Source organism: Stenotrophomonas sp. EMP41, from assembly GCF_047495535.1.
Taxonomy (GTDB): Bacteria; Pseudomonadota; Gammaproteobacteria; order Xanthomonadales; family Xanthomonadaceae; genus Stenotrophomonas; species Stenotrophomonas sepilia.
This window is the reverse complement of sequence record NZ_CP179923.1, coordinates 4,324,494-4,347,299: the sequence shown is the minus strand read 5'-3', so window position 1 is coordinate 4,347,299 and position 22,806 is coordinate 4,324,494. Positions and strand designations below refer to the sequence as shown.

Below are 22,806 nucleotides of genomic sequence, written 5' to 3'. Positions count from 1 at the left end.
TCCAGGCAACATGGGGCATCCACCGTAGGCCGGTGCCCGCAGCGGCGGAATCCAATTCCTTGCAATGCTCGGCCCGCGTGCGCCACCAGTCAGACGGCATTTTGTTTCGCGCGGCCACAAACGCAACAGGCCCGGCAAGAGCCGGGCCTGTCGAGACTTCTCCAGCGCGCAGGCGCGCCGGAACAGCAATTACCAGCTGAAGCGCGGGCCGACGGTGTATTCCTTGTCGCCGTCGCGGTTCATCTTCAGTTCGCCGTTCAGGCCCCAGTTCTGGTTCAGCTTGACCTGGCCACCCAGGCGGCCGTACCACTGGCCTTCCGGGTTGATGCCGTGCTTCTTCGAGAAATCTTCGTAGCCGACCATGCCGTAGACCTCGGCGTGGGCACCGAAGGCGGTGCGGATACCGGCTTCAGCGCTGTAGCCGTTGAAGTCCAGGCCGTGCTTCGGGTCGAACTTCTGGTAGGCGACGCGGGCAACGAAGTCGGTGGTCGGGGCGATTTCGACGTTGTAGCCGGCACCGACCTTCCACTGGTCAACCTTCAGGTTGGTGTGGTCGATTTCCTGGCGGCTGTACTCGCCGAAGGCGTGGAAGTTCGGCAGGAAGCCGTACGAACCCTTCACGCCCCAGCCGTCGGCCTTGATGCCTTCAACGTCGGTCTTGGCGTAGTCGGCTTCGGCGTAGTTGTAGGACAGGTTCTCAGCAGCCGAGGCGGTGAACGGCAGGGCAGCGGCCAGGGCCAGAGCAATCAGCGAATTCTTCATGGGGGTACACCTTTACTTTCTTATGGTGTGCAGCAGCGCCAAGGCGCCATCGCATCGGGAATGTAAATTCTCCGTTATTCGCCACAACGCTCCCTGAAAACAGCGGTCTTCGCATTGCTGAATTTTCTGGCTTGATTCAGGCTGGCTCTGGCATACGCGCGCGGCGCGCGTGCATTCTGCTTCCAGCTTTCACCCACCTTTCCCCAGATGTCGATCCGCGATGCCCGGGTTCGTCGGTTACTTGAAGGCCGTGCATGTGGCACGGTCCATCCGGAGGCAGGCAATGAGCTACATCGATGGTTTCGTCCTGGCGGTGCCCACCGCCAACAAGGAGAAGTTCCTCGCCCATGCACGCACAGGAGATCCGGTCTTCATCGAGTACGGCGCACTGCGCGTGGTCGAGTGCTGGGGCGATGACGTGCCGCACGGCAAGACCACCGACTTCTTCGGCGCGGTGAAAGCCACGCCGGACGAGACGGTGGTGTTTTCCTGGATCGAATGGCCCGACAAACCGACCCGCGACGCCGGGATGAAGAAGATGATGGAAGACCCGCGGTTTGATCCAACGAAGAATCCGATGCCGTTTGACGGCGCGCGGATGATCTACGGCGGCTTCGTGCCGATCTACGAGCTGACCCGCTGAACCCGGCGGACGTGCTCAGCGCGCGTCCATTTCATCGCTGGCAGTGGCATGGCCGGCGCCCAGTGCGGCGCCGGCTCCGAGGCCCATGCCGCCCATGCCAGCGCCCATTCCGCCGCCCCCACCTCCGCCACCACCCGCACGGCCGCCCTTGGCATCGCCATCGTTGCGCCCCTTGCCGCCACCACTGGCCGCGGGGCGGGTCGGCCCCTGCGGCGGAATCCGCAGGTCGGCAGGAATCGGCGCCAGATCCAGCGCTTCGCGCACGAAGTCGCGCAGCGAGACCACCAGTTCGTGGATATGCACCGGCCGCCCCTGTGCCAGTTCGTTGGCGGCACGCGCCGCCAGTCGCACCTGTTCGTCGGTGCCCAGCAACAGGATGTCCGAGAGCGCGGCCTCGACCGCATCGCGGATGCGGCGCGTTCGATCCGAACGCGGTTCGGCGATGCCTTCGGCCGCTTCGCGCTGGCGCAGATCGCGGCGATGGCTGGGATCCACGCCCAGTTCACCAGTGAATGAACCGCCCAGGGTCTTGTAGGCCGCCATCAGCGTGCGCAGCCGCTCGTTGATCTGCCGGTTCTCGCGCTCGCGACGCTGCTGCAGGGTCTGCATCACCAGCAGGCGGATGCCCACGCCCAGCAGGGTGATCAGGACCAGGCCGGCCAACGTGGACAGCACGCCCTGCCAGGAACTGAAATCGATACCGCGCATGGTGGGGCTCCGGCGGGAAGAATCTGCATCTTGCCCCAGACCGCGCCCCGAAAACGCGAAAGGCCCCACCACCCGGTGGGCGGCAGGGCCTTCGGTCACGGCGCGATTACTTGCGCTTGGCGACCTTGCGCACGGCCTTGGCCGGGGCCTTCTTGGCAACAGCCTTCTTGGCCGGAGCCTTCTTGGCGGCGACCTTCTTCAGCGGTGCAGCCTTCCTGGCCACGGTCTTGCGGGTCGCGGCGACCTTCTTGCCGACAGCCTTCTTGGCAGCAGTGGTCTTCTTGGCAACGGCCTTCTTGGCGACGGCAGCCTTCTTGCCGACAACCTTCTTGGCGGCGGCGGTCTTCCTGGTGGCGACCTTCCTGGTGGCGGCAGCCTTCTTGCCGACAACCTTCTTCGCAGCCACTGCCTTCTTGGCGGCGACGGTCTTCTTGGCCACAGCCTTCTTGGCGGTGGCGACCTTCTTGCCAACCACCTTCTTGGCGGCCGCGGTCTTCTTGGCAACGGTCTTCTTCGCGACAGCAGCCTTCTTGGTGGCGGCCTTCTTCACGGTGGCGACCTTCTTGCCGGCAGCCTTGGTGGCGGCCTTGGTGGTCTTCTTGGCAGCGGCGGCCTTCTTGGTCACGGCCTTGCCCGCAGCCGCCCTCTTCTTCGCCACTTCCTTCTTCAGGGCAGCAGCTTCGGCCTTGGCGTTCTTCTTGGCCGCTTCCAGCTTCTTCTTGGCGTTGGCAACCGTCTTGCCGACCGACTTGGCAGCCTTCTCGGCCTTCTTGGCAACGGTCTTCTCGACCTTGGCCACGGCCTTCTTGGCCTTGGCAACGCGGGTACCGGCAGCCTTGCTCGCGCGCTTGACGGTCTTCTTGACCGACTTCACTGCGTCTTCGGCGGCGTGGGCGATGGTCTCGCCGACGTTGGTGGCGGTTTCTTTCACGTTCTCGACAGCGTCGGTCACGACCGACACACCATTACCGTTGCTCATGTTGCCCTCCTGCGGGCCTTAAGTATCAAAACGGGGCGATGCTATACCGACATTGACGATCGTGGAACGGGGCATATGCCAGCAATCGCATCTGTTGCGACGCCGATGGTGTACGCAGCAGTGCCCGTTGCCGCCTGCGGTTCGCAGCAAACCCCTTTTTTTCAGTGCTGCGCCACGCGAACCCAGCATTGTCTGGCCGTCGTCGCGCGCACGTGCACGGATGCCGCCTCCGGCATCCATCGTGGCGCATTGCGGCACCCGCCTGCGCGGAACTGCGCAAGTATCCGCCTGTGCCAGTGCGGCGCGCGTTGGCGTTGAGTGGCGCACCCATCACCTGCCCGGGTGTCGCCACAAGCGCGTTCCTGGCCCCTGCGCTCCCCCCTTCGAGGCACCCGTTTTCATGGCGCATTTATCCAGATCGCGACACACTCATTCAGCTTGTTTTACCGTAGGCCCGAACGGCCCCACCCACGCCAGCGAACCGACTCCCATGCGACCGCTTCCCACCCTGCTCACGCTCGCAATCGCCGCCGCCTTCGGTGGCTTCGTTGCCACCGGCATCAATGCCCACCTGGACAACCGTGCCGACGCCGCGCCGCTGCCGGCGGTCCTACCGACCACCGCAGCGTTGCCGGCCTCGGTGGCCGGACAGGCGGCGGTACCGTCACTGGCACCAATGCTGGAGAAGGCGATGCCGGCGGTGGTCAGCGTCAACACCAAGCAGGTGGTTCGCGTACGCAATCCCTTCTTCAACGACCCGTTCTTCCGCCGCCTGTTCCCGGACATCCCGCAGGAACGCATCAACGAATCGCTCGGCTCCGGCGTGATCATCGACGCCAAGGAAGGCCTGGTACTGACCAACCACCATGTGATCGAGAACGCCGATGACGTGCAGGTGACACTGGCCGACGGGCGCACGGTCAAGGCCCAGTTCCTGGGTTCGGACCGCGATACCGACATCGCCCTGATCCGCATTCCGGCGCAGAACCTCACCGACATCAAGCTCGGCAACAGCGACCAGCTGCGGGTCGGCGACTTCGTCGTGGCCATCGGCAACCCGTTCGGCTTCAGCCAGACAGTCACCTCGGGCATCGTCTCGGCCGTAGGCCGCAGCGGCATCCGCGGGCTGGGCTACCAGAACTTCATCCAGACCGATGCGTCGATCAACCCGGGCAACTCCGGTGGCGCGCTGGTCGACCTGCAGGGCCAGCTGGTCGGTATCAACACCGCCAGCTTCAACCCGCAGGGCAGCATGGCCGGCAACATCGGCCTGGGCCTGGCGATTCCATCGAACCTGGCGCGCAGCGTGGTCGACCAGCTGGTCAAGCACGGCGTGGTGGTGCGTGGCACGCTGGGGGTGGAAAGCCAGAACCTGACCGCGCAGATCGCGCAGGGTCTGGGCCTGGGCGAAACACGTGGTGCGCTGATCACCCGCGTGCTGGCCGGTTCGGCCGCCGCCGCAGCCGGGCTGAAGCCAGGCGACGTGGTGGTCTCGGCCAACGGCCAACGCGTGGACAGCGCCGAAGCCCTGCACAACGTGGAGGGCCTGGCCGCCGTCGGCAGCCCGATGACGCTGGACGTCCGCCGCGAAGGCAAGCCCGTGCAGATCAAGGCAACGCTGAAGGAACAGGCACGTGCGGTCAGCGGCGAGAGCCTGGACCCGCGGCTGACCGGCGCCACCTTCGTCGACCTGCCCGAGTCGCTGCGGCAGTCGGGGGTCGGCGGCGTGCTGGTCAGCGAGGTCAAGCGCGGCAGCCGCGCGGCCAGCAACGGCCTGCAGCAGGGTGACATCATCACCGACGCCACCGTGGGTGAATTCGCCGACCTGGCCAGCTGGCGTGCCAATTTCCAGCAACGCCCGCCGACCTTGGTCGTGCGCGTGCTGCGCAACAATGGCCAGCAGCAGGGCCAGCTCGTGATGCGCTGATCGCCCTGCCGTAACACCCCCTATACCCCGGCAATGCTATTGCTGTCAGTCCAGGTCGGCACCGCCGACGCCCGTTCCCCCATCGCAACAGGAGTGATTCGATGAGCCCCACCAATACCGAGAACCTGAAGGAACACCTGGGTGAAGCCGGTTCCCACCTGAAGCAGGCCGCCACGGCCGCCGGCGGTGCGATCAAGGGCGCAACCGGTGCCGCGACCGACGAACTGCGGATCGGCAAGGCCAACGTCAAGGCTGAACTGTCCGACAGCGCGCTGTCCGGCCTGGCCGCCGCCGAGTTCGGCGGGGCCGCTGCCAAGGAACAGGTCGATGCACTGATGGACAAGGGCAAGGACCTGATCGACAGCGCCGCCGAGCTGATCCGCGAACGTCCGCTGGCTTCGTTCGGTGTTGCCTTCGCTGCCGGCTGGATCATCGCCAAGCTGGCCCGCGGCAGCAGCGACAAGTAAGCTGCGGCGTGAGCGAAGACAACGCGCAAGCCCCTGATCCGGCGGCCACCCCGCCGCTGGATGAGAGCATCCGCCAGGTCGGCGCGGCCGGTCGTGCCGCTGCCGATTCGGCCAAGCACTCGCTGCGTTCGCTGCGCCGGCTGGCCTCGGCCGACTTCGCGCTGGCTCGCAGCGCATTCGGCCGTGCACTGGCCTGGGCCGGGGTAGCGATCGTATTCGGTGCGTCGGCCTGGCTGCTGATGGCCGCCACCCTCATCGCCCTGCTGCAAAGCTGGGGCCTGAGCTGGCTGCAGGCCCTGCTGATCACCTCGCTGCTGAGCCTGGCCGTCACCGGTTATGCGATCTGGCGGGTGTCCTACTTCTTCCACCACACCGGCATGCACGCCACCCGGCGCCAGCTGTCCCGCCTGGGCCTGTTCGACGAGCCCAGCGAAGACGACCCCGATGCCGATGTGCAGCTGCCAGAGGGCAAGCCATGAAGTTCGGCGCGCTGCAGCGGCGGGTGAAGCGCTGCGAACAGGTGGTGACCGTGCGTCTGGTCGAGACCCAGGACCACTGGTCCACGCTCAGCCAGGTCTGGCGCCAGGGCTGGTCGCCACTGCGCATCGTGGTGGTGGGCCTGGCCGGTGGCTTCATTGCCGGCAAGCTGGAAATGCCGGGCAAGGTCAACGGTGCGCGCTGGCTGCAGATGGTGGGATCGGTCTCGAACCTGTTCGCCAGTGCGCAGGCGGCGTTCGCCACGGCGATGGCGGCGCAGGCTGCGGCCACCGCCGACGATGCGGCCGAAGAAGCCGACAACGCCAGCGAACAGGCACAGGCGGCCGCATCGGCATCAACCGCACGGCCCGCGCCAGCGGCGGCGCCACGGCCCGCGGCAGAACCGGAGCCGCGCGAACCGCGCCCGGCCGAAGCCGCCACCGAACTGTCCGAACGTTGATCCATGGAATCCGCCGCGCCGATCGCGGCCGGCGGATAATGCGCTCCCCTTTCCGGCTGATGCGTCGATGAGCGAGTCCTCCCTGTTCCCGTCACCAGCCGATCCGCAGGACCCGGAGGCACCGCTGCCGCCTCCGTCTCGCCCACGCGGGCCGATGTCGCTGGTGGTGCTGGCGACCCTGGCGGTGGGCTACACGCTATGGGCTGCACAGGACATCATCCTGCCGGTGCTGCTGGCGATGTTCTTCGCACTGGTCGGCAACCCGATCCTGCGCCTGCTGCAGAAACTATGGATTCCGCGCGCGCTGGGCGCGCTGCTGATTCTCGGCGCCGGCCTGGGCGTGACCGGTTCGCTGGCGGTGCAGTTGATCGGCCCGGCGATGGAATGGGCGCAGGAAGCCCCGCAGCAGCTGCGCAAGGTCGCCCGCCAGGTGCAGGACCTGACCAAGCCGGTGCAGCAGGCCAACCAGGCGGCGGAGAACTTCGCGCGCGTCGCCGGCGGCGACAGCAACCACAAGGTGCAGGTGATCCGCACCCAGCTCGACGACCCGTACCGCATGCTGACCCGCGCGCCACGGCTTGCTGCCTCGGTGCTGGCCGTGGTGCTGCTGACCCTGTTCTTCATGATCTATGGGCAGAGCCTGCAGCGCGCGGCGATCGCGCTGTTCCCGAACCGCCAGCAGCAGCGCTTCACCGCCGACATCCTGCGGTCGATCGAACGCGAGGTCTCGCGCTATGTGCTGACCATCAGCGTGATCAACACCCTGGTCGGGCTGGTGTTCGCCGGCGTGCTGATGCTGCTCGGCATTGGCCTGCAGGAGGCGTTGCTGTGGGGCACGGTGGCCGCGCTGCTGAATTTTGCCCCGTACGTCGGCCCGCTGATCGGCGTGGCACTGATGCTGCTGATGGGCTTCGTGGAATTCCGCGACCCACTGCAGGCGCTGCTGCCGGCGGCCGCGTACCTGGCCCTGCACACTCTGGAAGGGCAGATGGTGACCCCGATCGTGCTGGGCCGGCGCATGAAGCTGTCGCCGCTGGTGCTGATCCTGGCACTGATGGTGTTCGGCTGGGCCTGGGGCATGATCGGCCTGCTGCTGGCGGTGCCGCTGCTGGTCTGCATCAAGCTGGTGCTGGCACGGCTGGACGGCATGCAGGGCTGGGCACGGCTGCTGGAATGAAAGCCCGCGCGGGCAGGCGTAGAATGGAGGGGTGAATTTCCCCGTCCAAGCCATCACTCTCGACCTTGACGACACGCTGTGGCCGTTCGCTCCGATCGGCGCCCGCATCGACCTGGTCCTGCACGAATGGATGCGTGAACACAGCCCCGCCACCGCCGCGATGTATCCGGTGGCGGCGATGCGCGAACTGCGCGAGCGCCTGTACCACGCTCATCCGCACCTCCACCACGACCTGAGCGCGCTGCGTCGGCTGACCCTTCACGAAGCGCTGCACGCCAGCGGCGCCAGCCTCGATCTGCTGGAGCCAGCGTACGAAGTGTTCTACGCCGCGCGCAACCAGGTCGAGTGCTATCCCGATGCGATCGATGCGCTGGCGCGGATTGCCGCGCGGGTGCCGGTGGCAGCGCTGAGCAATGGCAATGCCGATCTGGAGCGGATCGGCCTGGCCCATCATTTCGCCTTCCAGCTGGGCGCGCGCGAACACGGCGCGGCCAAGCCGGAGGCAAGCATCTTCCACGCCGCCTGCACCCGCCTGGGTGTGGCGCCGGCACAGGTACTGCACGTGGGCGACCACGCCGAGATGGACGTGGCCGGGGCGATCGCCGCCGGCCTGCGCGGCTGCTGGATCAACCGCGAAGCAGCCACCTGGACCCATCCGCACCTGCAGCCGGACCTGCAGTTCGACACCCTCACCGGCCTGGCCGACTGGTTGGACGCCAACCTCGACACCGCCGCATCCCGGAGTAACTGACGCATGAGCGAGATCACTGGTTTCACCGCCGACAGCGCCGCGGCGCTGCCTCTGTACGTGCTGGACCGCGAGCAGTTCGCCGCCTGGAAGCAAGGCCAACCGGCCGCGATCCAGGCCTGGCTGGCCTCGCAGGGCTTCAGCGCCGGCGCGCACAGCGTGGCCCTGCTGCCCGGAAGCGATGGCCTGGCCGGTGCGGTGATGGGCGTGGGTGATCGCGCCGATGCCTACAGCTATGCACATGCGCCGCACGCCCTGCCGGAAGGCAGTGTCTGGCAGCTGGCCAATGAACTGCCTGCCGCCGAACAGGCGCTGCTGCAGCTGGGCTGGGGTTTGGGCAGCTACCGCTTCGACCGTTACCGCAAGCGCAACCGCGCCCCGGCGCAGCTGGTGGCCGCACCGTCCGGCGAAGTGGCCGACCTGATCGCCGCCAGCCTGCGCGTGCGCGACTGGGTCAACACCCCGACCGAAGACATGGGGCCGCAGCAGCTGGAAGACGCCGCGCGTGCACTGGCCGCTGCGCATGGTGCGCAGGTCGAGGCGATCACCGGCGATGAACTGCTGAAGCAGAACTTCCCGGCCATCCACGCCGTGGGCCGCGCTTCGCACCGCGCGCCGCGCCTGGTGGTGCTGCGCTGGGGCAAGGAAACCGACCCGGCACTGGTGCTGGTCGGCAAGGGCGTGTGCTTCGATACCGGCGGCCTGGACATCAAGCCGGCCGACGGCATGCGCAACATGAAGAAGGACATGGGCGGCGCCGCGCATGCGCTGGCCCTGGCCGGCCTGGTGATGGCGCGCGGACTGCCGGTGCGCCTGACCCTGCTGGTGCCGGCGGTGGAAAATGCGATCGGTCCGGATGCGTTCCGCCCGGGCGAAGTGATCGCCACCCGCAAGGGCCTGAGCGTGGAGATCGACAACACCGATGCCGAAGGCCGAGTGATCCTGTGCGACGCGCTGACCTTTGCCGGTGAGCAGAAGCCGGACCTGGTGCTGGACTTCGCCACCCTCACCGGTGCCGCGCGCATCGCGCTGGGTCCGGATCTGCCGGCGCTCTTCAGCAACGACGACACGGTGGCGCAGCAGTGGCTGCAGGCCGGCGACGCAACCCGTGACCCGGTCTGGCGCATGCCGCTGTGGCGCCCCTACCTGCGCTATCTGAGCAGCGGCATCGCCGACCTGGCCAATGCCGGTTCGCGCATGGCCGGCTCGGTGACCGCCGCGCTGTACCTGGAGCGCTTCCTGGAAGACGGCCAGCGCTGGGCGCACCTGGACGTGTACGCCTGGAATGATGGAGAACGCCCGGGCCGTCCGGCCGGTGGCGAAGCGCTGGCGCTGCGCTCGGCCTGGGCGATGTTGAAGCAGCGCTACAGCTGATCGAGTGGGTGCCGACCGTTGGTCGGCACGCCGTCCCCGGCAAATCTGACGAAAAATTGAATTTCGGCCCCGGCCGGGTTCTGCGAGGATGTGTGGGTCGACCACCCACACGCTCCGTGAAGGCAGGACTCCGACCATGTCGCTCTTCGGCTACACCCGTGCCGGCCAGACGCCGGGCGCACCGCGCAAGCATTCCCCCCTGCTCTGGATCGCGCTGATCGCGCTCATCCTGGGTACCGTGGCGCTGGCCTTCGCCTGGCTGGCCGGCTGGATGGGCGACCGCCTCACCGCGCAGCGCTTCACCGACACCATCGAGGCCACCGGCCCGGCCCATCCGGGCTTCCGCCGTGCACACAGCAAGGGCATCTGCGTAAGCGGCTGGTTCGAACCCAGCGCGCAGGCCCCTACCCTGTCCAGTGCCCGGGTGTTCTCGCAGACGCGCGTCCCGGTGATGGGCCGCCTGTCGATCGGTGGCGGCGACCCCTACGGCGCCGACAACACCGCACGCGTGCGCAGCCTGGCGGTGCAGATGGTCAGCGATGATGGCCAGGAATGGCGCATGGCGATGAACAGCTTCCCGTTCTTCGCGGTACCCACGGCCGAGGCGTTCTATGAGCAGACGCGCGCCTCGATTCCCGATCCAGCCACCGGCAAGCCGGACCCGCAGAAGATGGCGGTAGTGCTGGCGAAGTACCCCAGTGCGCAGGCGTTCCAGCAGTGGGCGAAGACGGCACCGTGGACCAGCAGTTGGGCCGACACTACCTTCAACAGCGTCAACAGTTTCTGGTTCACCAACGCGCAGGGCCAGAAGCGTGCGGTGCGCTGGCGCTGGCAGCCGCAGGCGCCGGTGGTGGAGATGGATGCGGAAGCGCGCAAGCAGGCCAGCGTCGATTTCCTCAGCCAGGAACTGCAGCAGCGCCTGGCCCGCGGCCCGGTGCGCTGGAACCTGGTCGTGACCACCGCCGAGCCCGGCGACGCCATCGATGATCCGTCGGTGCCGTGGCCCGAATCGCGTGACCAGGTAGTGGCGGGCGTACTCAGCCTGGACCGCATGCAGTCACAGGAACAGGGTGCCTGCGGCCAGATCAACTTCGATCCGCTGATCCTGCCCAGTGGGGTGCGCGGCAGTAATGATCCGATCCTGGCGGCCCGCTCGGCGGTGTACTCGCAGTCCTTCAACCGCCGTGAACGCGAGCGCGCCACCGGCAACGTCGAACAACCGAAGGAGGCCGCACGATGAGCACCGGCAACGGCCACTTCAACCTGCTGGCGCGGGTGCTGCACTGGTCCATGGCGCTGATGATCGTCGCCATGCTGTTCATCGGCGTGACCATGGTCGCCTCGCTGCACCTGCGTCCCGTGCTGATCGACCTGCACCGCCCGCTGGGCATCGCCATCGGCGTACTGGTGCTGCTGCGCCTGTACAACCGGCTGCGCCATCGTCCACCGCCGCTGCCGGCGGACCTGCCCGTGTGGCAGGTGATGGCAGCCAAGGCCTCGCACTGGATGCTGTACGCGCTGATGCTGGCGATGCCGTTGATCGGCTGGGCGATGCTGTCGGCCGGCGGATACCCGATCGTGCTGTGGGAAGGGCTGCACCTGCCGCCGATCGTGCCGCACACCCCGGCGTTGTATGCCGCGTTGCGCAATGCGCACAGCCTGTTGGCCTATGTGTTGTTTGCCACGGTGCTGATGCATGTGGGTGCGGCGTTGTTCCACCTGTGGGTGCGGCGGGATGGGGTGTTCCAGGCGATGGCGCGCGGGAAGGAGTGAGCGGGTTCGCCGGGCGTTCCCGGCGGATCGTTTCCGCGACCACGGAGGGGTGTCACTTTCTTTGCGCGCAAAGAAAGTAACCAAAGAAACGCCCCGCCGGCCGCGAGCCGGCGTGCTTCGCACGCCGGTGCCCTGCGCTCCTCGGTCCGTCGAGGGACGGCGCGGGAACTCGCTGCGCTCAGACACCCGCACCTCTTCGCCCTCGCCGGACCTCCGGTGCTCGGCTCGCTTGAAGGCGGACTGGAAGGTCAAGATCAAGAGCAACAGCATCCACGCATGGCGTGGATCTACTGGGTGCAGCTGTGGCTTTTGACGTTGGGTCCGCCTTCTAGCGAGCCGAGCATCGCAGGGGAATCAGGGGCGTAGAGGCGCCGGTGTTTGAGCGAAGCGAGTTCGGCGCCGTCCCCTGATTCCCCGAGAAGCGCAGGGCACCGGTGCGTAGCACCGGCTCGCGCTCTGGCGGCGTGTTTCTTTGGTTACTTTCTTTGCACGAGCAAAGAAAGTGACACCTCTCCACAGGCGCGGAAATGATCCGCCGGGCAGCGCCCGGCGCTACCAGTGCGTCGGCGCACGCCGCTACAACCACCCCTTCTGCCGCGCCAGCCGGTACGCCTCGATCCGGTTGGCCACGCCCAGCTTGCCGATGCACTCGGACAGGTAGTTGCGCACTGTGCCGTGCGACAACCCCAGCTGCTCGGCGATCTCGCTGGCGGTGCGGCCCTCGCCCGCCAGCCGCAGCACGCGGCGCTCGCGGTCGGTCAGCGGGTCGGCCTGCGACCACGCATCCAGTGCCAGCTGCGGGTCGATCGCGCGGATGCCCTGCTTCACCTTGCGCAGTGCATCGGCCAGGTTCTCGGCCGGTGCGTCCTTCAGCAGGTAGCCCAGCACGCCGGCTTCCAGCGCGCGTCGCAGGAAACCTGCGCGGGCGAAGGTGGTCACGATCACCACCTTGATCGGCAGTTCATGGCGGGCAATGCGCTGGGCCAGTTCCAGCCCGGACAGGCCCGGCATCTCGATGTCGGTCACCAGGATGTCCGGCTGCAGCTGCTGCAGCATGCGCCACGCGGTTTCGCCGTCGGCGGCACTGCCCAGCACCTCGATATCCGGCTCCAGGCCCAGCAGCGCCGACAGTGCGCCGCGTACCATCGCCTGGTCCTCGGCCAGCAGGATGCGGATCATGCGGCACCGTCCTGTGCCAGCGACGGCGGCGTTCCCGGCGGCAACGGTGTGGTCGCGGCAGCCAGCGGCACGCGCACGGTCAGTAGCGTGCCCTCGCCCCTTGCGGACTGTACCTGCAGGCTGCCCCCCAGAGCGGCCACGCGTTCGCGCATGCCGCTCAGCCCGTTGCCCTCCGCCTGCACGCCGCCACGACCATCGTCGCGGATCTGCATCGCCAGCATGCGTCCCTCCAGCATGAACTCCACCCGTGCCTGCGTCGCTTGTGCATGGCGCACGATATTGGTCGCGGCCTCGCGCAGCACCAGCGCCAGCCCGCGTTCGACATCCACCGGCATCGCCGGCGGTGGTGCGTACTGAAGGTGGACCTGCTGGCACTCCAGCAGCAGCCGCGCCGATGCCAGCTCGCCGGCCAGGTCGCTGGCGCGGATACCGGTGACCGCGCTGCGGACCTGCGCCAGCGCCTCGCGGGCGATGGCCTCGGCCTCGCCGATCTCCTGCCGCGCGCGTGCATCACCGCGGTCGTGCAGCTTGCGCGCCAGTTCCAGCTTCAACGTGATCAGCGACAGGGTGTGGCCGAGCAGGTCGTGCAGGTCGCGGCCGATGCGTTCGCGCTCTGCAGTGGCGGCGAGCCGCCGCACCTCGTCCTGCGAAAGCTGCAGTGCCGCATCCTTCTGCTGGTTGAGTGCCTCCACGTTCACGACCAGGCCGACGATATAGGACACGGCGGGGATCCAGACCAGGCTCTGCCACGGGTACTGGAACAGCAGGGCGAGGCTGCAGAACAGGAGGTTCAGACCAGTGAGCTGCAGCAGATACTGCCACCAGCCTCCGCGACCGCTCACCCGCAGCAGCACGCAGCCGAACACGAAGTAGGTCAGCCCGGACGGGTACCAGGGCAGCAGCACCAGCGACATCGCGATCAGGCCCAGGGCATAGCGCGGGGCGTGATGGCGCGGCGCCACCATCACCTTGGCGTACAGCAGCAGGAACACCGGATAGCTGGTCAGCGTCAGCAGCAGCCAGCGCAGGGTGAAGCCATGGCCAAGCAAGGGCGTCAGGAAGATCCACACTGACCACAGCAGGTGGATTGCCTCGCCCCAGGGGGACTTTCCCCGGCGCAGCGTATCGGCCACCGCCGAGTCCGGCGCGGGGCGCAGCAGCGAGGCAAGCCATGTCGACGGCACGGGCGGTTCCAGGCGGGGACGATCGCCGCCGATCATGCCAGTTCAGCCGCCTGCGCGCAGGCGCCACCACCGGCCGGGCGGCACCGGCGCAACCGAGCGCGGATCACGGTACGCTTGGCGGCGCGGCTGTGGCGGGCCAGCGACGGGGTGATCGGATCCATGGGCGGTACCGGTAGCGGGGACGTTGCCATCCTGTGCCGCCGTGGTCACGTTTCGCAGTTGCCGCCGTCAGTGTCATCGGGTGACAGCTGTCACTGCCGTCATCGCTGTGTCTGCCTTCATGCTGTGCCGCACGCTCCACCGCCGGAACCGCCGCCGCCCGCCCTTCCGGCCACACCCGCCCAAACGCCTGTGATGGAACGAATGAACGCTTCTGCCGAGCTGTTGAAGGAACTCCGTATCGACCGCAAATCGCCGCCGCCCGCCTCCGGCAGCAGTGGCGGTGGCCGCCGCTGGCTGTGGATCGCGATCATCGTGGTCGTGCTGCTGGTCGCCGCGGCCGTGGCCTTCCTGTTCGGTCGCGCACCGGCCGAAGAGGTGGAAACGGCTCCCGCCGTGGCCATCCAGCAGGGCAGCGCCAGCAGTTCGGTGCTCGACGCCAGTGGCTACGTGGTTGCCCGTCGCATGGCCACGGTGTCGGCCAAGATCACCGGCAAGGTGCGCGAGGTGATGATCGAGGAAGGCATGCGGGTCGAAGCCGGCCAGGTGATGGCCACGCTCGACCCGATCGATGCCGACGCGCAGCGCAGCCTGTACGCCTCGCAGCTGCAGGCTGCGCGCAGCCAGGTGGCCGGGCTGGAGGCACAGCAGAGGCAGGCCGCCGCCGAAGCCAGCCGCCTGCAGGCGCTGGTTGGCCAGCAGCTGGTCTCGCGCTCGCAGTACGACCAGGCCGTGGCCCAGCGCGACAGCCTGCGTGCGCAGCTGGATACCGCGCAGCGCAACGTCAAGGTTGCCAACGACCAGCTGGCCATCGCCGACCTGGGCGTAGACAACAACATCGTGCGCGCGCCGTTCTCCGGCGTGGTCACCGCCAAGGCGGCGCAGCCCGGCGAGATCGTTTCGCCGCTGTCGGCGGGTGGTGGGTTCACCCGTACCGGCATCGGCACCATCGTGGACATGGACTCGCTGGAGATCGAAGTCGAGGTCGGCGAGGCCTTCATCGGCCGCGTGCAGCCGAAGATGCCGGTGGAAGCCACGCTCAACGCCTACCCGGAATGGAAGATTCCCGGCGAGGTGATCGCCATCATCCCCACCGCCGACCGCGGCAAGGCCACGGTGAAGGTGCGCGTGGCGCTGAAGGTGAAGGACCCGCGCATCGTGCCGGAGATGGGCGTGCGGGTCAGCTTCCTGGAACAGGCGCAGCCGCAGGCGGCCGCCAAGCCGCAGGGTGTGCGCGTGCCGGGCGGCGCCGTGGTCCAGCGCGAGGGTGCCTCGGTGGCCTTCGTGCTGGGTGACGGGAACCGCGTGCAGCAGCGCACGGTCGAGGCCGGCCAGGCGATGGGCAAGGACCGCCAGATCCTCAAGGGCGTGAGCGCAGGTGAGACGGTGGTGGTGAACCCGCCGGACACCCTGCGCGATGGCGCCAAGGTGCAACAGAAACAAGCGCAGTAACGGCCTGGCGCCCATGGGCGCCGCCGGCAACACCGCTCGACGCACGCCTGCGGCCACCGCAGGTGCGCTTCCCCGTTTCCCGCCTTCCGTGGAGAACCACCCATGTCGACCCTGGTTTCACTGCGCAACATCACCAAGACCTACCAGCGTGGCCCCGAGAAAGTGCAGGTGCTGCACGGCATCGACCTGGACATCGCCAGCGGCGACTTCGTCGCGCTGATGGGCCCGTCCGGCTCGGGCAAGACCACCCTGCTCAACCTGATCGGCGGCCTGGACAATCCCAGTGGCGGCGAAATCAGCATTGAAGGCGAGCGCATCGACCAGATGAGCGGCGGCCAGCTGTCGACCTGGCGCAGCCACCACGTCGGCTTCGTGTTCCAGTTCTACAACCTGATGCCGATGCTGACCGCGCAGAAGAACGTGGAACTGCCGCTGCTGCTGACCCACCTCAATGCGGCGCAGCGCCGCCGCAATGCCGAGATCGCGCTCACCCTGGTCGGCCTGGCCGACCGCCGCAGCCACCGCCCGAATGAACTGTCCGGCGGCCAGCAGCAGCGCGTGGCGATCGCCCGGGCGATCGTCTCCGACCCGACCTTCCTGATCTGCGACGAACCGACCGGCGACCTCGACCGCCAGTCCGCCGAGGAGATCCTCGGCCTGCTGCAGCAGCTCAACCGCGAGCATGGCAAGACCATCATCATGGTCACCCATGACCCGAAGGCCGCCGAGTACGCCACGCACACGGTGCACCTGGACAAGGGCGAGCTGGCCGACGCGCCGCTGGCCCACTGACGGAGGCCACGGCGATGAAATACTTCTCGTTGGTGTGGGCGCAGCTGTTCCGCAGCCGTACCCGCACGTTGCTGACCCTGCTCTCGGTGGTGGCCGCGTTCCTGCTGTTCGGCATGCTCGATTCGGTGCGCGTGGCGTTCTCGTCGGGTGGCAGCGTGGAAGGCGCCAACCGCCTGGTGGTGGCCTCGCGGCTGTCGATCACCCAGTCGCTGCCGATCCGCCTGGAAGCACAGGTCCGCCAGGTGGCCGGCGTGCGTGACGTGGCCTACGGCATGTGGTTCGGTGGCATCTACCAGGACCCGAAGAACTTCTTCCCGAACTTCTCGGTCTCGCCCAACTACTTCGACGTGTACCGCGAACTGCAGATCGACCCGGCGCAGCTGGAAGACTGGAAGCAGACCCGCACCGGCGCCATCGTCGGCGAGACCCTGGCCAAGCAGTTCGGCTGGAAGATCGGCGATACCATCCCGCTGCAGGCGACGATCTTTCCGCGTGGCGGCAGCAACGACTGGCCACTGGTGCTCAAGGGCATCTACCGCTCCAAGGACCGCGCGCTGGCCGCCAACGAAGAGCGCCAGCTGATGATGAACTGGAAGTACTTCGATGAATCCAACGACTACATCAAGAACCAGGTGAGCTGGTACACGGTGACGCTGGACAACCCGGACCACTCTTCGCGGGTGGCACAGGCGATCGATGCGATCTCGGCCAACTCCGACCACGAGACCAAGACCCAGACCGAATCCGCCTTCCAGCAGGCCTTCGTCAAGCAGTTCGCGGACATCGGCATGATCGTCACCTCGATCATGGGCGCGGTGTTCTTCACCCTGCTGCTGTTGACCGGCAACACCATGGCGCAGGCCGTGCGTGAGCGCGTGCCGGAGCTGGCCACGCTGAAAACGCTGGGCTTCAAGGACAGCACCGTGCTGACCCTGGTGATGGTGGAATCGGTGCTGCTGATCGGCCTCGGTGGCCTGATCGGCATGGGCCTGGCCGCCCTGATCCTGCCGGCGATCGGCCCGAAGAGCATGGGCATGCTGCCGCCACACGTACCAACGCCGACCTGGCTGATGGGGCTGGGCCTGATCGTGGTGATCGGCATCATCGTCGGGCTGCTGCCCGCGCTGCGTGCCAAGCGCCTGAAGATCGTCGATGCACTGGCCGGCCGCTGAGGAGGATTGCAGATGAACAAGCTCAAGAAGTGGCTGGGCAACGGCGTAACGGTGCTGCTGCTTGCGATCGGCCTGGTGTTGTGGATCGGGCTGCCGTGGTTTGGCGTGCTGGCCGTGGCCGTGCTGGTAGCGCTGTGGCTGCTGCTGACCCGCGGCGGACGGCTGGCGTTGGCCGCCACCCGCATCGGCGTGGCCAGCCTGCCGCAGCGCTGGGGCGCGTCCTCGGTGATCGTGGTCGGCATTGCCGGCGTGGTCGGCGTGCTGGTGGCGATGCTGGCGATGGGCGAAGGCTTCCAGGCCACGCTCAACAACACCGGCGATGACACCACCGCCATCGTGCTGCGCGGTGGCTCGCAGGCCGAGACCAACTCGGTGATCACCCGCGAGCAGGTACCGATGCTGTCCACCCTGCCCGGCATCAGCCGCGATGCGCAGGGCCGACCGTTGCTGTCACCGGAACTGTCGCAGGTGGTCAATCTGGTGTCCAAGTCCGATGGCACCGACGTCAACGCGCAGTTCCGCGGCGTCGGCCCGCAGGCATGGGCCGTGCATGACAAGGTCAAGATCGTTGAGGGCCGCAAGTTCGCCACCGGGCTGCGCGAGATCGTGGTCGGCCAGGGCGCCAAGGGCCAGTTCCGCGACATGGAGGTCGGCAGGACGCTGACCCTGGGCAACCAGGCCTGGACCGTTGTGGGCGTGTTCGCCACTGGCGATGCGCATGATTCGGAACTGTGGACCGACGCCGATACGCTGGCCACCACCTACCAGCGCAGCGCCTGGCAGTCGATCAGCGTGCGCACCGAGGGCAAGGCTGGCTTCGATCAGTTCAAGGCGGCCGTCGCTGCCGACCCGCGCCTGAAGCTGGACGTGGAAACCACCCGCGTCTACTACAGCAAGCAGGGCGGCGGGCTGACCAAGCTGATCGACATCCTGGGCAAGGTGATCGGCACGATCATGGCGGTCGGTGCGGTGTTCGGCGCGCTCAACACCATGTATGCGGCCGTGGCCACGCGCGCCCGCGAAATCGCCACCATGCGTGCGATCGGCTTCCGCGGCCTGCCGGTGGTGACCGCCGTGATGCTGGAAACGATGCTGCTGGCGCTGCTCGGTGGCCTGCTCGGCTGTGCGGTTGCATGGCTGCTGTTCAATGGCTACAGCGTGTCCACCATCGGCAGCAACTTCAGTGCGGTGGTGTTCAAGTTCCACGTATCGCCGGAACTGCTGTGGACCGGCCTGAAATGGGCACTGGGCATCGGCCTGGTCGGCGGCCTGTTCCCGGCGCTGCGCGCGGCACGTTTGCCGATCACCACGGCGCTGCGCGAAACCTGAGCCCCGGCTTCGCAGCGGCACACCCGCAAGGACGGAGCGAAGGCTCCGTCCTTTTTTCCGTCATGCGTCTGTGGATTGTTGGACACGATTCATCTTGGCGGCACGCTGCCGGACCTTTGCCAATGGAAACCCTCTAGAATCGCGCGCCCATCATCTGTATCCGCGTTCCCACCACGGCCATCTCTCTCCTGGCCATGGCTGGAAGCAGAACGGCGCCTCTCGGGGCGCCGTTCTTTTTGCGCGAAGGCGGGGTCAGAGCCCTCCGCGTTGCGGAGGGATCCGACCCCGTAGCCCCGCCTGCGCTACTGCTTGGCGCGCATCGTGCGGATGTTGTCGCCGACGAACAGGATCAGGCCGGCCCAGATCGCGGCAAAGCCGATCGCCTTGGCGGTATCGAACGCTTCGTGAAAGAAGAACACGCCCAGCAGCAGCTGCAGGCTCGGTGCGATGTACTGCAGGATGCCGACCAGCGACAGCGGAATGCGCTTCACACCGTAGGCAAAGCCGATCAGTGGCACAGCAGTCACTACGCCGCCGAAGATCAGCAGCAGGTCGTTGCGCCAGCCCCAACCATGGAAGAACGCACCGCCGTGGCCGTTCTCGGCCCAGATCGCAAACGCCAGCGCCGGCAGGAACAGGTACATGCTCTCCACCCCGAGGCCGGCCACCGGGTCGACCGAGACCAGCTTGCGCAGCAGGCCATACAGGCCGAACGAACAGGCCAGGCCCAGCGCGATCCACGGTGGCGTACCTGCATCGATGGTCAGCCAGGCCACGCCCACCGCCGCCATCGCCACCGCGACCCACTGCAGCCGGCGCAGCCGTTCCTTCAGCACCAGCACGCCCAGCAGCACGTTCACCAGCGGGTTGATGAAGTAGCCCAGGCTGGTCTCGATGACATGACCGGCGTTGACCGCCCAGATGTACAGGCCCCAGTTGAACGCGATGGTCAGGCTCGACACCAGCAGGATCGGCAGCGCGCGCGGCTGCGCGGCGATCTTCTGCCACCAGCCCAGGCGCGCACTGATCAACAGCCAACCCAGCACCAGCACCGTGCTCCAGATGATGCGGTGGGCGATGATCTGAAACGAGGGCACCTCGTTGAGCAGGTGCCAATAGACCGGCACCAGGCCCCAGATCACGAAGGTGGATGCGGTGACCAGCAGGCCCCGGCGTTGTTCTTTCTCGTCCATGCTCACTTCTTTCTCGTCCTTGCCATTGTCAGCACCACCACACCCAGAAGAATCACCGCCATCGCCAGCAGATCGCGCCAACCGAAGCGCTCACCGTTGAGCAGCGCGCCCAGCAGCACCGCGATCACCGGATTGACATACGCGTAGCTGCCTGCGAGCGCGGGGCGCACGTTCTGCAGCAGCCACACGTAGGCAGTGAACGCGACGATGGAGCCGAACACGCACAGATAGGCCATCGCCAGCAGGCCACCGGTATCGGGCAGCGTGGTCGGGCGCTCGCCCACCGCCAGGCCGATCAGCACCAGCAGCACGCCGCCGCAGATCATCTGCCCGGCCGCGGTCATGAACGGACCCGGCAGGTCCAGGCCGCGTGCCCACACAGAACCGAACGCCCAGCCGATCGGCGCGATCAGCAGCAATACCAGCCCGGTCGGCGAGCCGGTCAGGCTGCTGCCGGCATTGAGCCAGACCACACCGAGGAAGCCGATGGCGATGCCCAGCCACTCACCACGGCTGGCATGTTGCCCGCGCAGCGCCGAGAACAGCGCCATCCACAGCGGCACCGAGGCCACCGCCGTGGCGGCCAGGCCCGAAGACACCTCACGCTCGGCCAGCACCACCATGCCATTGCCCAGCACCAGCATGGTCACGCCCATCACCACCAGGTTGCGCCACTGCCGCAGCGTCGGGTTCGGCAGCTTCCAGAACAGGCGCAGCGCAAGGAACATCAGGCCGCCGGCAATGATGAAGCGGCTGCCGGAGACCATCGTCAGCGGCAGTGCGCCGCCGTGCAGGGCCTTGGCGATGCCCAGGTAGGTCGAACCCCAGACCACGTAGACCAGCAGCAGTGCCAGCGCGACAAGGCCACCCCGGGGGGCAGCCGCAGACGAAGAGGGGGGAGCCGACATGACACACCAGGGAGCCGGGGGAAGGCGGATTCTAGGACGTTTTGAGTATGGTCCGGGACCCCATACGGTGGCACGCTGTCATCCATCCATGCACCCTGCTCTGGTCTGCTACCCCGTGTTGACGGCCGATGCAGTACCAAGAGGGCTGCCCGGTCGCGCCGTCCCAAGGCCGGACGCCGTTTTCCCTGCGCACGGACGCGCCGCATCGAGGATTTCCACCCAGATGAGCACCACGTCCCAACCTGTTGTCCCCGCGAACGACCGTGCCGCCCTGCGGCGGTCGATCTCCAACACCCTCAAAGGCTCCGCCGGCAACCTGGTGGAGTGGTACGACGTCTACGTGTACTCGGTGTTCGCCGTGTACTTCGAATCGCAGTTCTTCTCGCCCGACGACAAGAACTCCACCCTGTACGTGTGGGCGATCTTCGCGGCGACCTTCCTGATGCGCCCGATCGGCGCCTGGTTCTTCGGCCGCTTCGCCGACCGCCACGGCCGCCGCCTGGCGCTGACCGTCTCGGTCACGTTGATGGCGCTGTGCTCGTTCCTCATCGCCATCACCCCCACCGCCGCCAGCATCGGCATCTGGGCCGCCGTGATTCTGTTGTTCGCACGCCTGCTGCAGGGCTTCGCCACTGGCGGCGAGTATGGTGCCAGCGCCACTTACATGTCCGAGGCCGCCATTCCGGGCCGTCGCGGCTTCCTGTCCTCGTTCCACTACGTCACCCTGGTCGGCGGCCACGTGCTGGCCCAGCTGACCCTGCTGCTGATGCTGACCTTCTGGGGCAAGCCGGAGATCTCCGAGTGGGGCTGGCGCATCGCCTTCGGTATCGGTGGCATCGCCGCGGTGGTGGTGTTCTGGCTGCGCCGGGGCATGGACGAGTCGCTGTCAGAGTCGTCGATCGAGGCCGCGCGCGAGGGCAAGGCAAAGAAGTCCGGTTCGATGTACGAGCTGTTCGTGCACCAGTGGCGGCCGCTGCTGCTGTGCTTCCTGATCACCGCTGGCGGCACCGTGGCCTTCTACACCTACTCGGTGAACGGCCCGAAGATGATCCAGAGCGCCTTCGCCGGCAACGACCCGATGACCGGCACCCTGATCAACCTGGGCGTGCTGGCCTTCCTGATGGTGCTGCAGCCGGTCGGCGGCTGGCTGTCGGACATCATCGGCCGCAAGACCCTGCTGGTGTTCTTCGGCGTCGGCGGCGTGCTGTACAGCTGGTACCTGATCACCCAGCTGCCGCACCAGCATGACGCCACCCTGGCCTTCCTGACCCTGGCGCTGGCGTTCGTCATCCTCACCGGCTACACCTCGATCAACGCGGTGGTGAAGGCTGAGCTGTTCCCCACCCACGTGCGCGCACTGGGCGTGGGCCTGGGCTATGCGCTGGCCAACTCGCTGTTCGGCGGCACCGCCCCGCTGCTGTACCAGGGCGCGCTGAAGACCGGCCACGTTGATTGGTTCGCCATCTACGTGACCGCAACGATCGCGGTATCGTTGGTGGTCTATGTGTTCTTCCTTACCAACAAGGGCCCGAACTGGCTCGACGGCACCCGCAAGTAAGCGCGTTGCCCTGATCGCGGCCACTGGTGCAATGCCGGTGGCCGCTACCTCTCCCGCCACCGCGCTGATGTGGATCGCGGTGACGCTGGCCGCAGCCACGGCAGTGGCCTGGGTGCTGCGCCGCCCCAACGCGCAGGCCACGTGGCCGCGCACGGGGTTCGGGGTCGCCCTGCTGGTGGTCTGCGCCGCGCTGGCGCTGCAGCTGGCGGTGGACCTGGGCAGTGGCCACAGCTCGCTGCAGCTGCGGCTGCATCGCGGCGTCAACGCCGGGTCGCTGGTCGGCCTGCGCACGATGGTGGCGTGCTATCTGGCCGCGCTCGCTGCCGGCGGCTGGGGCGCATGGAAGCTGCTGCGCCGGCGCCGGTAGTACCGGCCGCTGGCCGGC

The 22,806-nt window shown here is 67.4% G+C and carries 24 protein-coding genes; 16 read left to right on the top strand and 8 right to left on the bottom strand.

Features of this window, described 5'->3' with window-relative positions; all coding sequences use genetic code 11:
- Window positions 1–189: 189 nt before the first annotated feature.
- Window positions 190–762 carry an Ax21 family protein gene (locus ACMGRF_RS19880; RefSeq protein WP_049414309.1) on the bottom strand — a complete coding sequence of 191 codons (573 nt, stop codon included), beginning with the start codon at window positions 760–762 and terminating at the stop codon, window positions 190–192.
- A 283-nt stretch (window positions 763–1,045) separates the two neighbouring features.
- Here ACMGRF_RS19880 and ACMGRF_RS19875 point away from each other — a divergent pair, with 283 nt between their 5' ends.
- The gene (locus ACMGRF_RS19875) at window positions 1,046–1,405 is read left to right on the top strand and encodes a DUF1428 domain-containing protein (RefSeq protein ID WP_049414306.1); all 360 of its coding nucleotides are present in this window, start codon (window positions 1,046–1,048) and stop codon (window positions 1,403–1,405) included.
- Window positions 1,406–1,420: 15 nt separating this feature from the next.
- Here ACMGRF_RS19875 and ACMGRF_RS19870 read toward each other — a convergent pair whose 3' ends face one another.
- Window positions 1,421–2,113, bottom strand: a complete 693-nt coding sequence (locus tag ACMGRF_RS19870) for a hypothetical protein (RefSeq protein WP_049414305.1) — start codon at window positions 2,111–2,113, stop codon at window positions 1,421–1,423.
- A gap of 106 nt (window positions 2,114–2,219) precedes the next feature.
- Window positions 2,220–3,092, bottom strand: coding sequence for a hypothetical protein (locus ACMGRF_RS19865; RefSeq protein ID WP_049414304.1), 873 nt, complete (start codon window positions 3,090–3,092; stop codon window positions 2,220–2,222).
- A gap of 490 nt (window positions 3,093–3,582) precedes the next feature.
- Here ACMGRF_RS19865 and ACMGRF_RS19860 point away from each other — a divergent pair, with 490 nt between their 5' ends.
- The 9 genes from ACMGRF_RS19860 (at window position 3,583) to ACMGRF_RS19820 (ending at window position 11,495) form a co-directional block, all read left to right on the top strand.
- On the top strand, window positions 3,583–5,019 hold the full coding sequence (locus ACMGRF_RS19860) for a Do family serine endopeptidase (protein ID WP_049414303.1): 1,437 nt from the start codon (window positions 3,583–3,585) through the stop codon (window positions 5,017–5,019).
- A gap of 101 nt (window positions 5,020–5,120) precedes the next feature.
- Window positions 5,121–5,486, top strand: coding sequence for a hypothetical protein (locus ACMGRF_RS19855; protein ID WP_004153835.1), 366 nt, complete (start codon window positions 5,121–5,123; stop codon window positions 5,484–5,486).
- An 8-nt stretch (window positions 5,487–5,494) separates the two neighbouring features.
- Complete coding sequence (locus tag ACMGRF_RS19850) at window positions 5,495–5,965, top strand: phage holin family protein (protein WP_004153834.1); 471 nt, start codon at window positions 5,495–5,497, stop codon at window positions 5,963–5,965.
- A complete protein-coding gene (locus tag ACMGRF_RS19845) occupies window positions 5,962–6,423 on the top strand; it encodes a hypothetical protein (protein ID WP_005420550.1) in 462 nt (153 codons plus the stop codon). The genes ACMGRF_RS19850 and ACMGRF_RS19845 overlap by 4 nt, the downstream gene beginning before the upstream one ends.
- Before the next feature lie 67 nt (window positions 6,424–6,490).
- The gene (locus ACMGRF_RS19840) at window positions 6,491–7,600 is read left to right on the top strand and encodes an AI-2E family transporter (RefSeq protein WP_049414302.1); all 1,110 of its coding nucleotides are present in this window, start codon (window positions 6,491–6,493) and stop codon (window positions 7,598–7,600) included.
- Between the two features lie 31 nt (window positions 7,601–7,631).
- The gene (locus ACMGRF_RS19835; protein WP_049414299.1) at window positions 7,632–8,351 is read left to right on the top strand and encodes an HAD family hydrolase; all 720 of its coding nucleotides are present in this window, start codon (window positions 7,632–7,634) and stop codon (window positions 8,349–8,351) included.
- 3 nt (window positions 8,352–8,354) lie between these two features.
- Window positions 8,355–9,722: a leucyl aminopeptidase family protein gene (locus ACMGRF_RS19830; protein ID WP_049414297.1), complete on the top strand. Its 1,368-nt coding sequence runs from the start codon at window positions 8,355–8,357 to the stop codon at window positions 9,720–9,722.
- A 136-nt stretch (window positions 9,723–9,858) separates the two neighbouring features.
- Window positions 9,859–10,962, top strand: a complete 1,104-nt coding sequence (locus ACMGRF_RS19825; protein WP_049414295.1) for a catalase family peroxidase — start codon at window positions 9,859–9,861, stop codon at window positions 10,960–10,962.
- Complete coding sequence (locus ACMGRF_RS19820; protein ID WP_099495468.1) at window positions 10,959–11,495, top strand: cytochrome b; 537 nt, start codon at window positions 10,959–10,961, stop codon at window positions 11,493–11,495. Before ACMGRF_RS19825 ends, ACMGRF_RS19820 begins: the two co-directional genes overlap by 4 nt.
- 576 nt (window positions 11,496–12,071) lie before the next feature.
- Here the strand turns inward: ACMGRF_RS19820 and ACMGRF_RS19815 are convergent.
- From ACMGRF_RS19815 to ACMGRF_RS19805, 3 genes are read right to left on the bottom strand one after another with little or no spacing between them, the layout of a single operon-like run.
- Window positions 12,072–12,674, bottom strand: coding sequence for a response regulator transcription factor (locus ACMGRF_RS19815; RefSeq protein WP_014645643.1), 603 nt, complete (start codon window positions 12,672–12,674; stop codon window positions 12,072–12,074).
- Entirely contained in the window at window positions 12,671–13,894 is a 1,224-nt protein-coding gene (locus tag ACMGRF_RS19810; protein ID WP_111096994.1) for a sensor histidine kinase, read from the bottom strand. The genes ACMGRF_RS19815 and ACMGRF_RS19810 overlap by 4 nt, the downstream gene beginning before the upstream one ends.
- Window positions 13,891–14,019: a hypothetical protein gene (locus ACMGRF_RS19805; protein ID WP_257473236.1), complete on the bottom strand. Its 129-nt coding sequence runs from the start codon at window positions 14,017–14,019 to the stop codon at window positions 13,891–13,893. Before ACMGRF_RS19805 ends, ACMGRF_RS19810 begins: the two co-directional genes overlap by 4 nt.
- Window positions 14,020–14,221: 202 nt before the next feature.
- Between ACMGRF_RS19805 and ACMGRF_RS19800 the strand changes: the two genes are divergently transcribed.
- From ACMGRF_RS19800 to ACMGRF_RS19785, 4 genes are all read left to right on the top strand, one after another.
- Window positions 14,222–15,469, top strand: coding sequence for an efflux RND transporter periplasmic adaptor subunit (locus tag ACMGRF_RS19800; RefSeq protein WP_049412546.1), 1,248 nt, complete (start codon window positions 14,222–14,224; stop codon window positions 15,467–15,469).
- A gap of 102 nt (window positions 15,470–15,571) precedes the next feature.
- Window positions 15,572–16,261, top strand: a complete 690-nt coding sequence (locus ACMGRF_RS19795) for an ABC transporter ATP-binding protein (protein ID WP_004137569.1) — start codon at window positions 15,572–15,574, stop codon at window positions 16,259–16,261.
- 14 nt (window positions 16,262–16,275) lie between these two features.
- Window positions 16,276–17,433: an ABC transporter permease gene (locus tag ACMGRF_RS19790; protein WP_005420575.1), complete on the top strand. Its 1,158-nt coding sequence runs from the start codon at window positions 16,276–16,278 to the stop codon at window positions 17,431–17,433.
- 12 nt (window positions 17,434–17,445) lie between these two features.
- Window positions 17,446–18,762 (top strand): ABC transporter permease, encoded by a 1,317-nt coding sequence (locus ACMGRF_RS19785; RefSeq protein WP_100478998.1) that lies wholly within the window; start codon window positions 17,446–17,448, stop codon window positions 18,760–18,762.
- Between the two features lie 302 nt (window positions 18,763–19,064).
- Here the strand turns inward: ACMGRF_RS19785 and rarD are convergent, their stop codons facing one another.
- Window positions 19,065–19,961, bottom strand: coding sequence for an EamA family transporter RarD (gene rarD / locus ACMGRF_RS19780; protein WP_049412555.1), 897 nt, complete (start codon window positions 19,959–19,961; stop codon window positions 19,065–19,067).
- Window positions 19,958–20,863, bottom strand: a complete 906-nt coding sequence (yedA, locus tag ACMGRF_RS19775; RefSeq protein ID WP_099488051.1) for a drug/metabolite exporter YedA — start codon at window positions 20,861–20,863, stop codon at window positions 19,958–19,960. The genes rarD and yedA overlap by 4 nt, the downstream gene beginning before the upstream one ends.
- 223 nt (window positions 20,864–21,086) lie before the next feature.
- On the opposite strand from yedA, the gene ACMGRF_RS19770 reads away from it, so the two are divergent.
- Both ACMGRF_RS19770 and ACMGRF_RS19765 read left to right on the top strand, forming a co-directional pair.
- The gene (locus tag ACMGRF_RS19770) at window positions 21,087–22,421 is read left to right on the top strand and encodes an MFS transporter (protein ID WP_005420583.1); all 1,335 of its coding nucleotides are present in this window, start codon (window positions 21,087–21,089) and stop codon (window positions 22,419–22,421) included.
- A 31-nt stretch (window positions 22,422–22,452) separates the two neighbouring features.
- Window positions 22,453–22,788 carry a hypothetical protein gene (locus ACMGRF_RS19765; protein ID WP_239666619.1) on the top strand — a complete coding sequence of 112 codons (336 nt, stop codon included), beginning with the start codon at window positions 22,453–22,455 and terminating at the stop codon, window positions 22,786–22,788.
- Window positions 22,789–22,806 lie beyond the last annotated feature (18 nt).